Source organism: Klebsiella sp. CN_Kp073, assembly GCF_040065495.2.
Lineage (GTDB): Bacteria > Pseudomonadota > Gammaproteobacteria > Enterobacterales > Enterobacteriaceae > Klebsiella > Klebsiella aerogenes.
Genome location: NZ_CM198051.1, coordinates 5205162 through 5219897, shown reverse-complemented (window position 1 = coordinate 5219897; position 14736 = coordinate 5205162). Strand labels below are relative to the sequence as shown.

Annotated in this window: 14 protein-coding genes; 11 read left to right on the top strand and 3 right to left on the bottom strand. The window is 56.0% G+C overall.

Annotation, left to right across the window (positions count from 1 at the left end; all coding sequences use genetic code 11):
- Window positions 1-46: 46 nt before the first annotated feature.
- The 3 genes from ABLV66_RS25055 to rhlB form a co-directional block, all read right to left on the bottom strand.
- Window positions 47-964, bottom strand: a complete 918-nt coding sequence (locus ABLV66_RS25055) for a LysR family transcriptional regulator (RefSeq protein WP_047066620.1) — start codon at window positions 962-964, stop codon at window positions 47-49.
- A gap of 19 nt (window positions 965-983) precedes the next feature.
- Window positions 984-2489, bottom strand: a complete 1506-nt coding sequence (gppA, locus tag ABLV66_RS25050) for a guanosine-5'-triphosphate,3'-diphosphate diphosphatase (RefSeq protein WP_348877218.1) — start codon at window positions 2487-2489, stop codon at window positions 984-986.
- Window positions 2490-2604: 115 nt separating this feature from the next.
- Window positions 2605-3870 carry an ATP-dependent RNA helicase RhlB gene (gene rhlB / locus ABLV66_RS25045; RefSeq protein WP_015368886.1) on the bottom strand — a complete coding sequence of 422 codons (1266 nt, stop codon included), beginning with the start codon at window positions 3868-3870 and terminating at the stop codon, window positions 2605-2607.
- A gap of 343 nt (window positions 3871-4213) precedes the next feature.
- Between rhlB and trxA the strand changes: the two genes are divergently transcribed.
- From trxA to rffA, 11 genes are all read left to right on the top strand, one after another.
- Window positions 4214-4543, top strand: a complete 330-nt coding sequence (gene trxA, locus ABLV66_RS25040; protein ID WP_002883224.1) for a thioredoxin TrxA — start codon at window positions 4214-4216, stop codon at window positions 4541-4543.
- Between the two features lie 143 nt (window positions 4544-4686).
- Window positions 4687-4788: a rho operon leader peptide gene (locus ABLV66_RS25035; RefSeq protein WP_131631697.1), complete on the top strand. Its 102-nt coding sequence runs from the start codon at window positions 4687-4689 to the stop codon at window positions 4786-4788.
- A gap of 86 nt (window positions 4789-4874) precedes the next feature.
- Window positions 4875-6134 (top strand): transcription termination factor Rho, encoded by a 1260-nt coding sequence (gene rho / locus ABLV66_RS25030; protein ID WP_002883293.1) that lies wholly within the window; start codon window positions 4875-4877, stop codon window positions 6132-6134.
- Between the two features lie 241 nt (window positions 6135-6375).
- Complete coding sequence (gene wecA / locus ABLV66_RS25025) at window positions 6376-7479, top strand: UDP-N-acetylglucosamine--undecaprenyl-phosphate N-acetylglucosaminephosphotransferase (protein WP_015368885.1); 1104 nt, start codon at window positions 6376-6378, stop codon at window positions 7477-7479.
- 13 nt (window positions 7480-7492) lie between these two features.
- On the top strand, window positions 7493-8539 hold the full coding sequence (gene wzzE, locus ABLV66_RS25020) for an ECA polysaccharide chain length modulation protein (protein WP_047045682.1): 1047 nt from the start codon (window positions 7493-7495) through the stop codon (window positions 8537-8539).
- A 55-nt stretch (window positions 8540-8594) separates the two neighbouring features.
- On the top strand, window positions 8595-9725 hold the full coding sequence (wecB, locus tag ABLV66_RS25015) for a non-hydrolyzing UDP-N-acetylglucosamine 2-epimerase (protein ID WP_072048022.1): 1131 nt from the start codon (window positions 8595-8597) through the stop codon (window positions 9723-9725).
- Window positions 9722-10984: a UDP-N-acetyl-D-mannosamine dehydrogenase gene (gene wecC, locus ABLV66_RS25010; RefSeq protein WP_047066626.1), complete on the top strand. Its 1263-nt coding sequence runs from the start codon at window positions 9722-9724 to the stop codon at window positions 10982-10984. The genes wecB and wecC overlap by 4 nt, the downstream gene beginning before the upstream one ends.
- The gene (gene rffG, locus ABLV66_RS25005) at window positions 10981-12048 is read left to right on the top strand and encodes a dTDP-glucose 4,6-dehydratase (protein WP_047045685.1); all 1068 of its coding nucleotides are present in this window, start codon (window positions 10981-10983) and stop codon (window positions 12046-12048) included. Before wecC ends, rffG begins: the two co-directional genes overlap by 4 nt.
- Window positions 12049-12066: 18 nt before the next feature.
- A complete protein-coding gene (gene rfbA, locus ABLV66_RS25000; RefSeq protein ID WP_015368880.1) occupies window positions 12067-12948 on the top strand; it encodes a glucose-1-phosphate thymidylyltransferase RfbA in 882 nt (293 codons plus the stop codon).
- Window positions 12926-13600, top strand: a complete 675-nt coding sequence (rffC, locus tag ABLV66_RS24995) for a dTDP-4-amino-4,6-dideoxy-D-galactose acyltransferase (RefSeq protein WP_047045688.1) — start codon at window positions 12926-12928, stop codon at window positions 13598-13600. Before rfbA ends, rffC begins: the two co-directional genes overlap by 23 nt.
- 4 nt (window positions 13601-13604) lie before the next feature.
- Window positions 13605-14735, top strand: coding sequence for a dTDP-4-amino-4,6-dideoxygalactose transaminase (gene rffA, locus ABLV66_RS24990; protein WP_045395563.1), 1131 nt, complete (start codon window positions 13605-13607; stop codon window positions 14733-14735).
- Window position 14736 lies beyond the last annotated feature (1 nt).

Below are 14736 nucleotides of genomic sequence, written 5' to 3'. Positions count from 1 at the left end.
GAATACGGCGTATCAGGAATACTAATACAGCCGATTCTTTGATGATTTAAATGTTAATAGAACCACCTGAGGCGGCAAGGGCTACAATCTGCGTGCGCAGCCAGATATGCCCGGGATCGCGGTGCAGGCGCTGGTGCCAGACCTGGCGAATCGCGATGTTAGCCAGTGAGAAAGGCAGTGGCCAGCTGCGGCAGGGGTAACGTCTGGTGATATGGCGCGCCAGCTGTTCTGGCACCACCGCCAGCATCTCGCTGCCGGCAACCAGCTCGCCCGCGCCTAAAAAGCTGGGCAGCGTCAATGCGATGCGCCGCGGCATACTGTGTTCCGCCAGTAGTTTATCAATGTCGCCGTGGGCGGTGCCGTTGACGCGAACCGCAAGGTGCTTTTCCTGACGCCAGTCTTCGGCGCTGAACCGATGACGAATGCGCGGGTGATTTTCCGCTGCCAGACACACATACGATTGATCGAACAAGTGCTGCTGATAGACGCTATCCGGCAACTGGGTAAGATATCCGATCGCCAAATCGCATTTCCCGGATTCCAGCGCGCTAAGCGTTTGATCGTCAATATTCAGCACCGTAAAAGTGATGTCGCTGGCTTCCAGCCGCTGGAGCTGGCTTTGCAGCAAAGGAAGAAGCGTCATCTGGCTGATATCGGTCATGCCGATGGTGAAGTTACGGTTGCTCTCCTGCGGAATAAATTCCGGCTTAGCCGCCAAATCGGTATCGACCATTTGCAGCAGAGTAAAAATGGTGGGGGCGATAGCGTCCGCGCGCGGCGTTGGCGCCATTCGTTGACCAACGCGCACAAACAGCGGGTCGTCAAAGTGCTCGCGTAGCTTTTTTAGCAGCAGGCTACCGGTTGGCTGGCTGATATCGAGCGCTTCCGCCGCCGGAGAGACATTCCCCAATCGGTAGAGCGCGGAGAAAAAGCGTAGTGATTTGAAATCCAGTTCTTCCCGCATGCGCCCTCCTGGCCGGAAATTACCTCGCCGCGTCGTCGTCGATCAGCAGCGCCCAGTGGACATAACTTTGCCACTGGCACTCTTGCTCGACCATTTCCCGGCCCAGCGGGTGTTCTTCCAGCCAGTCATCCGGCAGCGTCAGCGTCAGTTTTTCGTCGTCGGCGGTAAGCTGGATGGTTGGCAGGAGATCGTCGCGCCGGCGGCTGGCAAACAGAATCGCCAGTCGCAGCAGGCGACACAGATGTTCGGCAACGCGCGGCGGTACCGCGTTTTGCTGATGGAGCGAAGAAAGATCGATGGCGTTAGTCTGGTTGAGCAGCAGCGTGGCGATGAGCTTCTTTTGCGCCGGGGTAAAACCGGGCAGGTCGAGGTTATTGACCAGATAGGCGGCGTGCTGCGGCGCGCGTTTGAAATCGACGCTCAGGCCAATTTCATGCAGCGCGCAGGCGCTGACGAGTAAATCGCGGCTTAGCGGATCCAGCTCCCAGCTGCTGTCCAGTTGATCCACCAGATGGGTGGCCAGATTCGCTACCCGTTGCGCCTGCTCGGTATCGATCATAAAACGTCGCTGAATATTACGCAGCGTGCGGCTACGAATATCCTGATCGACGGAAAGGTGCAGCATGCCGTAGACCAGCCCTTCGCGTAATGCGCCGCCTGCCAGCGTCATGCACTGAATATTCAGTTCGCTAAAGATAGCAATCAGAATGGCCAGGCCGCTCGGAAAAACCAGTGCGCGTTCGAGCGTCAGCCCTTCGATTTCCAGCTCTTCAAGCCGACCGCACTGGATAGCGCGCTGCCTAAGCTGCTGCAGTTTGCTGAGGGTGATGCGTTCATCCATTCCCTGCGCCATCATGATTTCCTGCAGCGCCTGCACGGTCCCTGAGGCGCCAACGCACACTTTCCAGCCGTGGTAGCGCAGGACATCAGCGATCGGACGCAGCACATCGCGCGCCGCCGCTTCAGCGAGATCGAAGTTTTCTTTAGTCAGGCTACGGTCGGCGAAGTAGCGTTCAAGCCAGGTGACGCAGCCCATCGACAGGCTGAACAGAGAAGTGGTTTGCGCGCCGGTGCCGGTCACCAGTTCGGTGCTGGCGCCGCCGATATCCACCACCAGGCGCTGATCGGCGCCGCCGGTGGTATGGGCTACACCCTGGTAGATCAGGCGGGCTTCTTCTTCACCGCTAATCACCTGGACGGGGCAACCGAGGATTTCCTGCGCTTTCGCCAGAAACTCGCCGGCGTTGACCGCCAGCCGCAGGGTGGCGGTGGCGACGACGCGAATTTGCGCTGAAGGAATATCCTGCAAACGCTCGGCAAACAGGCGTAAGCACTGCCAGCCGCGCTCCATCGCTTCCGCGGAGAGCGCATTATCGCTATTCAGGCCAGCGGCCAGACGCACCTTGCGCTTAATGCGGCTCAGCGTTTGAATACTGCCGGCCACCTCGCGCACCACCAACATATGAAAACTATTGGAGCCAAGGTCGATGGCGGCATACAGCGAGGTGGAACTCATACTCTTCATCTTTCAGGCCGCTCCTGTGTCGACTGGGCGTCGTTGCCCATTCCACTTACCTGAACGCATTGCCTGGGATTATCTCCATGGCGCATCCTGAAAGATTTCGCGTATGGCATAGATGTTAACCTGAACGACGACGATTACGTGGCGGGCCGTTACGGCGCGGGCCATTACCTGGGCGGGTGCGCGTCAAACGCAACGGCTTAGGTAAGTCGGTCATGAGCGCGTCCGGATTGTACTTGCTGACTGGGATCGAATGGCCGATATAGGTTTCGATTGCCGGCAGGTTCAGCGCGTACTCTTCGCAGGCCAGGCTAATAGAATGCCCGCTGGCGCCCGCGCGGCCGGTACGGCCGATACGGTGGACATAGTCTTCGCAGTCATCCGGCAGGTCATAGTTAAAGACATGGGTGACGGCTGGGATATGCAGGCCGCGAGCGGCTACGTCGGTTGCAACCAGAATATCGAGATCGCCGCGGGTGAACTCTTCGAGAATACGCAGGCGTTTTTTCTGCGCTACGTCGCCGGTCAGCAGGCCGACGCGATGTCCGTCTGCGGCCAGATGGCCCCAGATATCTTCGCAGCGATGCTTGGTGTTGGCGAAAACGATAGCGCGGTCGGGCCACTCTTCTTCCAGCAGCGTCTGCAGCAGGCGCATTTTTTCGTCGTTGGAAGGGTAGAACAGCTCTTCTTTAATACGGTGGCCGGTTTTCTGTTCCGGTTCGACTTCAACGTACTCGGCGTTGTTCATCTGTTCGAACGCCAGTTCGCGTACGCGATAAGACAGCGTAGCGGAGAACAGCATGTTCAGGCGCTGAGTGGCTGGCGGCATGCGGCGGAATAGCCAGCGGATATCTTTAATAAAGCCGAGATCGTACATGCGATCGGCTTCGTCCAGCACGACAACCTGAATGGCGCCGAGGTTAATATGGTTTTGTTTGGCGTAATCGATCAGGCGACCGGTGGTGCCGATCAGAATATCGACGCCGCTTTCCAGCACTTTCAGCTGTTTATCGTAGCCGTCGCCGCCATAAGCCAGGCCCAGTTTCAGGCCCGTTGCCTGCGCCAGCGGTTCGGCGTCTGCGTGAATCTGCACCGCCAGCTCGCGCGTCGGCGCCATGATCAGCGCGCGCGGTTGGTTAACCTGGCGGTCTGCGATGGCCGGGTGAGAGAGAAGATAATGAAACGTTGACGTCAGAAACGCCATCGTTTTACCGGTACCGGTTTGCGCCTGCCCGGCGACATCGCGACCTTCCAGCGTTAGCGGAAGGGCGAGAGCCTGAATGGGTGTGCAATTATGAAACCCTTTTTTTTCAAGGGCTTCGACAACTGCCGGGTGCAGGGCGAAGTCGGAAAACTTCTGTTCTGTCAAATGTGTTTTGCTCATAGTGTGGTAGAATATCAGCTAACTATTGCATTAAGAAAGCGTATCCGGTGAAATAACGTCAACCTTTCGTTGGCGATATACGAAATTATTCAAGGTGCGTCTCCGGCTACTGAACGGATCCCGGAAAGCTTAGACTACTAAGCGCAACGGGGGCGGTAAATCTGCCGCAGGTAGATTTGCAGACAGTGCGCTTAAGCATCGGCGGTGGTGGTCCATGGTGGATCCATTTCCGCAGGTAGCTTATAAAAGAGGCATCCTGAAGAATAGCGTGCATAACGTAGCATCAACACGTCGTTGATGACTGCGACACCAACACACCAGGCTTATTCCTGTGGAGTTATATATGAGCGATAAAATTATTCACCTGACTGACGACAGTTTTGACACGGACGTACTCAAGGCTGACGGGCTGACCCTCGTCGATTTCTGGGCAGAGTGGTGTGGTCCGTGCAAAATGATCGCCCCGATTCTGGATGAGATCGCTGAAGAGTATCAAGGCAAACTGACCGTGGCTAAACTGAACATCGATCAGAACCCGGGCACGGCGCCGAAGTACGGCATCCGCGGCATCCCGACGCTGCTGCTGTTCAAGAACGGCGAAGTCGCGGCGACCAAAGTCGGCGCGCTGTCCAAAGGCCAACTGAAAGAGTTCCTCGACGCCAACCTGGCGTAATCGGTTTGCCATTCCGGCGTCCGGATTCCTATTTTTTGTGGAACTCTGGACGCCCGGCCTGAGTCGTGCTAAGTTAATTCCAGACTTCGTTTTAAACATACCTATTGTTTGAATCTTGTTTTACCCAAAGCGTCCCGCAGACTATGCGCGTGAGGCTAATAATTCTGGGCTTATCACTCATTCCGTCTTGTCGTTTCAGTTCTGCGTTCTTTCCTGTGACCAGGCAACGTACAGACACGAGATGAAGCCGCTAACAGGCATGGATGTTCCTGCCATACCATTCACAACATTAAGTTCGAGATTTACCCCGAGTTTAAGAACCCACACCACTATGAATCTTACCGAATTAAAGAATACGCCGGTTTCTGAGCTGATTACTCTCGGCGAAAATATGGGGCTGGAAAACCTGGCTCGTATGCGTAAGCAGGATATTATTTTTGCCATCCTTAAGCAGCATTCAAAGAGTGGCGAAGATATCTTTGGCGATGGCGTACTGGAGATACTGCAGGATGGATTTGGATTCCTCCGCTCAGCAGACAGCTCCTACCTCGCCGGTCCAGACGACATCTACGTATCCCCCAGCCAAATCCGCCGCTTCAACCTCCGCACTGGTGACACCATTTCCGGTAAGATTCGTCCTCCTAAAGAGGGTGAACGTTACTTCGCGCTGCTGAAAGTTAACGAAGTTAACTACGACAAGCCGGAAAACGCGCGTAATAAGATTCTGTTCGAGAACTTAACGCCGCTGCACGCGAATTCGCGCCTGCGTATGGAGCGTGGTAATGGTTCTACCGAAGACTTAACCGCTCGCGTACTGGATCTGGCATCGCCGATTGGTCGCGGCCAGCGTGGCCTGATCGTCGCGCCGCCGAAAGCCGGTAAAACCATGCTGCTGCAGAACATCGCGCAGAGCATCGCGTACAACCATCCTGACTGCGTGCTGATGGTGTTGCTTATCGACGAACGTCCGGAAGAAGTAACCGAGATGCAGCGTCTGGTTAAAGGCGAAGTTGTTGCTTCTACCTTTGACGAACCCGCATCTCGCCACGTGCAGGTTGCCGAAATGGTTATCGAGAAAGCGAAACGTCTGGTTGAGCACAAAAAAGACGTTATCATCCTGCTCGACTCCATCACCCGTCTGGCCCGTGCCTACAACACCGTGGTTCCGGCTTCCGGTAAAGTACTGACCGGTGGTGTGGACGCCAACGCCCTGCATCGTCCGAAGCGCTTCTTCGGTGCGGCGCGTAACGTGGAAGAGGGCGGCAGCCTGACCATCATCGCTACCGCGCTTATCGATACCGGCTCTAAAATGGATGAAGTTATCTACGAAGAGTTCAAAGGCACCGGTAACATGGAACTGCACCTCTCCCGTAAGATTGCGGAAAAACGCGTCTTCCCGGCTATCGACTACAACCGTTCCGGTACCCGTAAAGAAGAGCTGCTGACCACCCAGGAAGAGCTGCAGAAAATGTGGATCCTGCGCAAAATCATCCATCCAATGGGTGAAATCGACGCAATGGAGTTCCTCATTAATAAGCTGGCGATGACCAAAACTAACGACGACTTCTTCGATATGATGAAGCGTTCGTAAGACGGAATACGCCGAAAAAACGCCACGCGATTGCGTGGCGTTTTGTTTTGTAGCTTTGTATGATCCAGGCGGGAAAAGCGCCGCTAGCGTTGCCGTATGATATGCGCGGCGGGTAAGGCAGAAAGGACTTTAACAGTCTAAAATATATACAATAAATTTGTAATGTTCTGCTTTTCCCCTTCAGGAGTGGAGACATCATCGTTATACTCCCCGGATTAACTATGCTGAGAGCACATGTGTTGTGAATTTACTCACTGCTATTACTGAATTAATCAGTGTTTTCTTATTCACGACCCTCTTTATATTTGTTGCCCGTAAAGCAGCGAAAAAAATTGGGTTAGTGGATAAGCCAAACTATCGGAAACGGCATCAAGGTTTGATTCCGTTAGTTGGTGGTATCTCAGTTTATGCCGGTATTTGTTTTACCTTTGCGATTGCCGATTATTATATCCCTCATGCCACGCTGTATCTGGCCTGCGCGGGCGTGCTGGTGTTGGTCGGCGCATTAGATGACCGATTTGATATCAGCGTAAAAATTCGTGCGGTTATTCAGGCCGCGATAGCCGTTATCATGATGACGGCGGGTAATCTGCATCTCAGCAGTCTCGGCTATATTTTCGGTTCGTGGGAGTTAGTCCTCGGCCCCTTTGGTTTTTTCCTCACCCTTTTCGCCGTTTGGGCGGCAATCAACGCCTTCAATATGGTAGATGGCATTGACGGACTGCTCGGCGGGTTATCGTCCGTCTCCTTTGCCGCAACCGGCATCATCCTGTGGTTTGACGGCCAGTACAGCCTGGCAATGTGGTGTTTTGCGATGATTGCCGCCATTCTGCCCTATATTTTACTTAATCTCGGCGCGCTTGGACGTCGCTATAAAGTGTTTATGGGTGATGCCGGCAGCACCATGATTGGCTTCACCATTATCTGGATCCTGCTGGAAACGACGCAGGGCAAAACGCATCCCATCAGCCCGGTGACGGCGCTGTGGATTATTGCGATTCCATTGATGGATATGGTGGCGATTATGTATCGCCGCCTGAGAAAGGGGATGAGCCCATTCTCGCCAGACCGTCAGCATATTCATCATTTGATCATGCGTGCCGGGTTTACTTCCCGGCAGGCCTTTGTCCTGATTACGCTGGCTGCCGCTTTATTGGCGCTGGTCGGCGTAGTGGCGGAATACACCCGTATTGTTCCTGAATGGGTGATGTTAATACTCTTTTTGTTTGCTTTTTTACTTTATGGCTACTGCATTAAGCGCGCATGGAAAGTGGCGCGTCTGGTTAAGCGCATTAGACGCAGAATTCGGCGACACAGCGGCAATAATCCAAATTTAACCAAGTAAAACTGGGGACGTGATGACTCAACCATTACCGGGAGCACAAGCAGTGAACGTTGAGAACGAACTGGATATTCGCGGGCTGTTTCGCGCCTTATGGGCAGGAAAAGGCTGGATAGTCGGCATCGCCGTGCTATTCGCGCTGATCGTTCTTATTTATTCCTTTTTTGCTCGCCAGGAGTGGAGCGCGACGGCAATTACCGACCGGCCGACCGTCAATATGCTGGGTGGATACTATTCGCAACAGCAGTTCTTACGTAACCTGGATATCAAAGCCGATCTGGCTTCGGTAGACCAACCTTCCGCCATGGATGAGGCATACAAAGAGTTTATTATGCAACAGGCGTCATGGGATACCCGCCGTGACTTCTGGCTGCAGACCGACTACTACAAGCAGCGTCAGTCAGGCAACGCGCGCGCGGATGCCGCGATGCTTGACGATCTGATTAACGATATTCAGTTTATCCCGGGCGACCCGCTGAAAAGCGTCAATGACAGCATCAAGCTGACGGCGGAGACCGCGCCAGATGCCAATAATCTGCTGCGTCAGTACGTCGCTTTCGCCAGTCAGCGTGCCGCCGGTCATCTTAATGATGAGCTGAAGGGCGCCTGGGCGGCGCGTACCGTACAGATGAAAGCGCAGGTGAAGCGTCAGGAAGAGGTGGCGAGCGAGATCTACAACCGCCGCGTGCAGAGCGTCGAGCAGGCGTTGAAAATCGCCCAGCAGCATAACATTTCACGCAGCGAGACCGATGTTCCGGCGGAGCAGCTGCCGGCCTCCGAACTCTTCTTACTTGGCCGGCCGATGCTGCAGGCGCGCCTCGAAAATCTGCAGGCCGTAGGGCCGGAATACGATCTCGACTATGACCAGAACCGCGCCATGCTGAACACGCTAAACGTTGGCCCGACGCTGGATCCACGTTTTCAGACTTACAGATATTTGCGTACGCCGGAAGAACCTGTAAAACGCGATAGCCCGCGGCGCGTATTTCTGATGATCATGTGGGGGATTGTGGGCGCGCTCATCGGCGCAGGCGTGGCGTTAGCACGTCGTCGTGTCCAGTGAATGGGGCCTGTGATGAAGGCTCCGCGCCATCATCACCTAATCGAAGAGAATCGATGTGAAAGTACTAACTGTATTTGGCACGAGACCAGAAGCCATCAAGATGGCGCCGCTGGTCCATGCGCTGGCAAAGGATCCTCATTTTGAGGCAAAGGTTTGCGTAACCGCGCAGCATCGGGAGATGCTCGATCAGGTGTTGAAACTGTTTTCGATTACGCCGGACTACGATCTGAACATTATGCAGCCGGGGCAGGGATTAACCGAGATTACCTGCCGTATTCTGCAAGGTTTAAAGCCGGTACTGGAGTCGTTTAAGCCGGACGTGGTGCTGGTACATGGCGATACCACGACGACGATGGCGGCCAGTCTGGCGGCGTTTTATCAGCGTATCCCGGTGGGCCACGTAGAAGCGGGCCTGCGTACCGGCGATCTGAACTCGCCGTGGCCGGAAGAGGGCAACCGCACGCTGACCGGGCGCCTGGCGATGTACCATTTCGCCCCGACCGCCACCTCGCGCGATAACCTGCTGCGGGAAAATATTGACGCAGAACGTATTACCGTCACCGGTAATACGGTGATCGATGCGCTGTTTTGGGTTCGCGATCGTGTCCTTGGCGATGAGGCGCTGCGCAATGAACTGATGCAGCGCTACCCGTTCCTCGAAGCGGATAAGAAATTAATTCTGGTGACCGGCCACCGTCGCGAGAGCTTTGGTCTCGGCTTCGAGCACATTTGCCATGCGCTGGCGGATATCGCCAGCCATCATCCTGATGTGCAGATTGTTTACCCGGTTCACCTGAACCCGAATGTCAGTGAACCGGTTAACCGTATTCTCGGCCATGTCGCCAACGTGAAATTAATTGAACCGCAGGATTACCTGCCGTTCGTCTGGCTGATGAATCGCGCGTGGCTGATTCTGACCGATTCCGGCGGGATTCAGGAAGAGGCGCCGTCGCTGGGTAAACCGGTACTGGTGATGCGCGAAATGACGGAACGTCCGGAGGCGGTCGCCGCCGGCACCGTGCGGCTGGTCGGCACTGACAGACAGCGTATCGTTGATGAAGTCACCCGGCTGCTGCAGGATGATGCCGCCTGGCAGGCGATGAGCCGGGCCCATAATCCTTACGGCGATGGACAGGCATGCGATCGTATTTTATCCGCCCTTAAAAATAATCAGGTAACGCTATGAGTTTTTCTACCATTTCAGTGATTGGCCTTGGATACATTGGTCTGCCAACCGCTGCCGCATTTGCGTCCCGGCAACGGCGGGTGGTTGGCGTGGACATCAATCAACACGCCGTAGAGACCATTAACCGTGGTGAGATTCATATCGTCGAGCCGGATTTAGCGAGCGTCGTAAAAACGGCGGTTGAACAGGGATATTTAAGCGCCACCACCGTGCCGGTGGAGTCTGACGCCTACCTGATTGCCGTCCCGACGCCGTTTAAAGGCGGACATGAGCCAGATATGGCCTTTGTCGAATCCGCCGCTAAATCTATTGCGCCGACCCTGAAGAAAGGGGCATTGGTGATCCTGGAATCCACTTCGCCGGTCGGTTCGACCGAACAGATGGCCGAGTGGCTGGCGGCGATGCGCCCCGATCTCAGCTTCCCACAGCAGGTGGGCGAGGCGGCTGACGTTAATATCGCCTACTGTCCAGAGCGCGTGCTGCCGGGGCAGGTGATGGTTGAACTCATTAAAAACGACCGCGTAATTGGCGGTATGTCGCCGGTCTGTTCGGCGCGCGCCAGTGAGCTATATAAAATTTTCCTTGAAGGCGAATGCGTAGTGACTAACTCGCGCACTGCGGAAATGTGCAAGCTGACGGAAAACAGCTTCCGCGACGTCAACATCGCCTTTGCTAACGAACTATCGCTGATTTGCGCCGATCAGGGGATCAACGTCTGGGAACTGATCCGCCTGGCGAACCGCCATCCGCGCGTCAATATTCTGCAGCCGGGTCCGGGCGTCGGCGGCCACTGTATCGCCGTCGATCCGTGGTTTATCGTGGCGCAAAACCCGCAGCAGGCGCGTCTGATTCGCACCGCGCGCGAGGTAAACGACCACAAGCCGGAATGGGTTATCGAACGGGTGAAAGCACAGGTTGCCGAGTGCCTGAATGCCAGCAATAAACGCGCCAGCGAACTGACTATTGCCTGCTTCGGCCTGGCCTTTAAGCCTAACATTGATGATCTACGTGAAAGCCCGGCGATGGAAATTGCCGCGCAGATCGCCCGCTGGCACAGCGGCGCGACGCAGGTGGTTGAGCCCAACATTCACGCGCTGCCGAAGAAACTTGATGGCCTGTGTACGCTGGCGACACTTGATGACGCGCTGGCGAGCGCCGATGTGCTGGTGATGCTGGTCGATCACAAAGAGTTTAAAGCCGTTAGCGGCGATAGCGTTGCTCAGGCCTATATCATCGACACCAAAGGAGTGTGGCGGTGAGAACGATTCTGGTCACCGGCGGCGCGGGCTTTATTGGCTCCGCGGTAGTGCGTGAAATCATCCAGCACACCGCCGATCGCGTCGTGGTCGTGGATAAGCTGACCTACGCCGGCAATTTGATGTCGCTGGCGCCGGTGGCGCAGGATGCGCGTTTTGCCTTTGAACAGGTGGATATCTGTAACCGGGCCGAGCTGGATCGCGTCTTTCGCCAGCATCAACCCGATACGGTGATGCATCTGGCGGCGGAAAGCCATGTCGATCGTTCCATCGATGGCCCGGCGGCGTTCATCGAAACCAACATCGTCGGTACCTATACGCTGCTGGAAGCCGCGCGCAGCTGGTGGAATACGCTGACGGCGGAGCAAAAATCGGCGTTTCGCTTCCATCATATCTCGACGGACGAAGTGTATGGCGATCTGCACGGCAGCGATGATTTCTTTACCGAGACCACGCCTTATGCGCCAAGCAGCCCCTATTCGGCCTCGAAAGCCAGTAGCGACCATCTGGTACGCGCCTGGCAGCGTACCTATGGCCTGCCGACGCTTATCACTAATTGCTCGAATAACTATGGCCCGTATCACTTCCCGGAGAAGCTGATCCCGTTGATTATTCTCAACGCGCTGGCGGGAAAACCGCTACCGGTTTACGGTAACGGCCAACAAATTCGCGACTGGCTGTATGTCGAAGACCACGCCAGAGCGCTGTATCTGGTGGCGACCCGCGGCGAACCGGGCGAAACTTACAATATCGGCGGCCATAACGAGCGCAAAAACATCGAGGTGGTGGAAACCATTTGCGAATTGCTCGAAGAGCTGGCGCCGCAAAAGCCGCAGGGCGTGGCGCACTATCGCGATCTGATTACCTTTGTCGCTGACCGGCCGGGCCACGATCTGCGTTATGCGATTGATGCGGCGAAGATTGCACGCGAGCTGGGCTGGACGCCGGATGAGACCTTTACTTCCGGCATGCGCAAGACCGTCCAGTGGTATCTGGCAAATGAGGCATGGTGGCGGCAGGTTCAGGACGGTAGCTATCAGGGCGAGCGTCTTGGGCTGCACGGCTAACTGGCCCAGGAGGGCATGATGAAAGGTATTATTCTGGCAGGCGGTTCCGGTACGCGCCTGCATCCCATCACGCGCGGCGTGTCGAAACAGCTGCTGCCGATTTACGACAAGCCGATGATTTACTACCCGCTGTCGGTGTTAATGCTGGCCGGGATCCGTGAAATCCTTATCATCACCACGCCGGAAGATCAGCGCGATTTCCAACGCCTGCTCGGCGATGGTTCCGAGTTCGGTATCCAATTGCATTATGCCGTTCAGCCGACTCCTGATGGTTTAGCCCAGGCATTTATTATCGGGGAAGCGTTTCTCAACGGCGAACCGGCGTGCCTGGTGTTGGGCGATAATATCTTCTTTGGCCAGAGCTTTAGCCCTAAGCTGCGTAGCGTCGCAACCCGCACCGAAGGGGCGACGGTATTTGGCTATCAGGTGATGGATCCTGAGCGCTTCGGCGTAGTGGAGTTTGATGACAACTTCCGCGCCTTGTCGCTGGAGGAAAAGCCGAAACAACCCAAGTCGAACTGGGCGGTCACCGGGCTTTATTTCTACGATGGAAAAGTGGCCGAATACGCCAAACGGGTCAAACCATCCGAGCGCGGCGAGCTGGAAATTACCTCCATCAACCAGATGTATCTTGAGGATGGCGCGTTAACCGTCGAGCTGCTTGGGCGCGGCTTTGCGTGGCTGGATACCGGCACGCACGATAGCCTGATTGAAGCCAGCATGTTTGTGCAGACGGTAGAGAAGCGGCAGGGCTTTAAAATCGCCTGTCTGGAAGAAATAGCCTGGCGTAACGGCTGGCTTGATGATGACGGCGTCAAACGCGCCGCGAAGCGGCTGGAAAAAACCGGCTATGGCCAATACTTGCTGGATCTCCTCCGTGCCCGCCCGCGCCAATATTGAAGCGCTGGAGTGGGAAAACCGCTTCTTCGCCGTTAATAGCGGTATCGTTCGCTTTGACGAACGCGCGCCGCTGCTCACCGCTGAAGCCCTGGCAGGATGGTCGCGAGTGCAGGCGAAAGTCGCCGCCAGCGACACCGCCCGGCTGGATGCGCTACAGGAGATCGGTTTTCAACTGGTGGAAGGCGAGGTCGATCTGGCGTTGCCGGTAGGCGAGCCGGCTGATGCTGGCGCCGAATGGGCCGTTGAAGGCGATATTGCGCGACTGCGCGAACTGGCGGCGCAGGCCTTTGCCATGAGCCGTTTTCGCGCTCCCTGGTACGCCGCTGACGCCAGCGGCCGTTTCTACGCGCAATGGATTGAAAACGCGGTACTGGGAACCTTTGATCACCAGTGTCTGTTATTTCGCGCGTCCGATGGCGACATCCGCGCATTTGTTTCTTTGCGTCAGCTCAATGACACCGACGCGCGTATCGGCCTGTTGGCCGGGCGCGGCGCTGGCGCCGAGCTTATGCAGGCGGCGCGCCACTGGGCGGCGCAACGCGGGCTTTCTACACTGCGGGTGGCGACCCAAATGGGCAACACCGCCGCGCTTAAACGTTATATTCTCAGCGGTGCGAATGTGGAAAGCACCGCGTACTGGTTATACAGGTGACACGATGATTCCATTTAACGCACCGCCGGTGGTGGGAACCGAGCTCGATTACATGCAATCGGCGATGAACAGCGGCAAGCTTTGCGGCGACGGCGGTTTTACCCGTCGCTGCCAGCAGTGGTTTGAACAGCGCTTCGGCACCGCGAAGGCGCTGCTGACGCCATCCTGCACCGCGTCTCTGGAAATGGCGGCGCTGCTGCTGGATATTCAGCCGGGCGATGAAGTCATCATGCCCAGCTATACCTTCGTTTCCACCGCCAACGCCTTTGTGCTGCGCGGGGCGAAAATCGTCTTCGTCGATATCCGTCGCGATACGATGAATATTGATGAGTCGTTGATAGAAGCGGCGATCACCGATAAAACCCGGGCGATCGTGCCGGTGCATTATGCGGGCGTGGCCTGTGAGATGGACACCATCATGGCGCTCGCCGCCAAATATAACCTGTACGTGGTGGAAGACGCCGCGCAGGGCGTGATGTCCACCTATAAGGGCCGCGCGCTGGGCACTATCGGCCATATTGGTTGCTTTAGTTTCCATGAGACGAAAAACTACACCGCTGGTGGTGAAGGTGGCGCAACGCTTATCAACGATCCTAAATTGGTGGAACGCGCGGAGATCATTCGCGAAAAAGGCACTAACCGTAGCCAGTTCTTCCGCGGTCTGGTGGATAAGTACACCTGGCGCGATATCGGTTCCAGCTATTTGATGTCCGATCTGCAGGCCGCCTATCTCTGGGCGCAGCTGGAAGCCGCTGAGCGGATTAACCAGCAGCGCCTGATGCTGTGGCAAAATTATTATGACGCGCTGCTGCCGCTGGCGCGCGCGGGCCGTATCGATCTGCCGGCGGTGCCGGCGGATTGCGGGCAAAACGCGCATATGTTCTACATTAAGCTGCGGGATAACGATGACCGGGCGGCGCTGATTAACTGGCTGAAAGAAGCAGAAATTCTGGCGGTGTTCCATTACATTCCACTACATAGCTGCCCGGCTGGCGAACAGTTCGGCGAGTTCTGTGGCGAAGATCGTTATACCACCCAGGAGAGCGAACGCCTGCTGCGTTTACCGCTGTTCTACAACCTGTCTGCGGTAAACCAACGGACGGTGATTAACTCGCTGCTGAGCTACTTCTCCTGAT

Bases quoted from the DNA above. Each gene is read 5' to 3' on its own strand.
- ABLV66_RS25035 (WP_131631697.1), top strand. From the start codon at position 4,687: ATGCGCGTGAGGCTAATAATTCTGGGCTTATCACTCATTCCGTCTTGT.
- rhlB (WP_015368886.1), bottom strand. From the start codon at position 3,870: ATGAGCAAAACACATTTGACAGAACAGAAGTTTTCCGACTTCGCCCTG.
- wecC (WP_047066626.1), top strand. From the start codon at position 9,722: ATGAGTTTTTCTACCATTTCAGTGATTGGCCTTGGATACATTGGTCTG.
- rfbA (WP_015368880.1), top strand. From the start codon at position 12,067: ATGAAAGGTATTATTCTGGCAGGCGGTTCCGGTACGCGCCTGCATCCC.
- rho (WP_002883293.1), top strand. From the start codon at position 4,875: ATGAATCTTACCGAATTAAAGAATACGCCGGTTTCTGAGCTGATTACT.
- gppA (WP_348877218.1), bottom strand. From the start codon at position 2,489: ATGAAGAGTATGAGTTCCACCTCGCTGTATGCCGCCATCGACCTTGGC.
- trxA (WP_002883224.1), top strand. From the start codon at position 4,214: ATGAGCGATAAAATTATTCACCTGACTGACGACAGTTTTGACACGGAC.
- rffA (WP_045395563.1), top strand. From the start codon at position 13,605: ATGATTCCATTTAACGCACCGCCGGTGGTGGGAACCGAGCTCGATTAC.
- ABLV66_RS25055 (WP_047066620.1), bottom strand. From the start codon at position 964: ATGCGGGAAGAACTGGATTTCAAATCACTACGCTTTTTCTCCGCGCTC.
- wzzE (WP_047045682.1), top strand. From the start codon at position 7,493: ATGACTCAACCATTACCGGGAGCACAAGCAGTGAACGTTGAGAACGAA.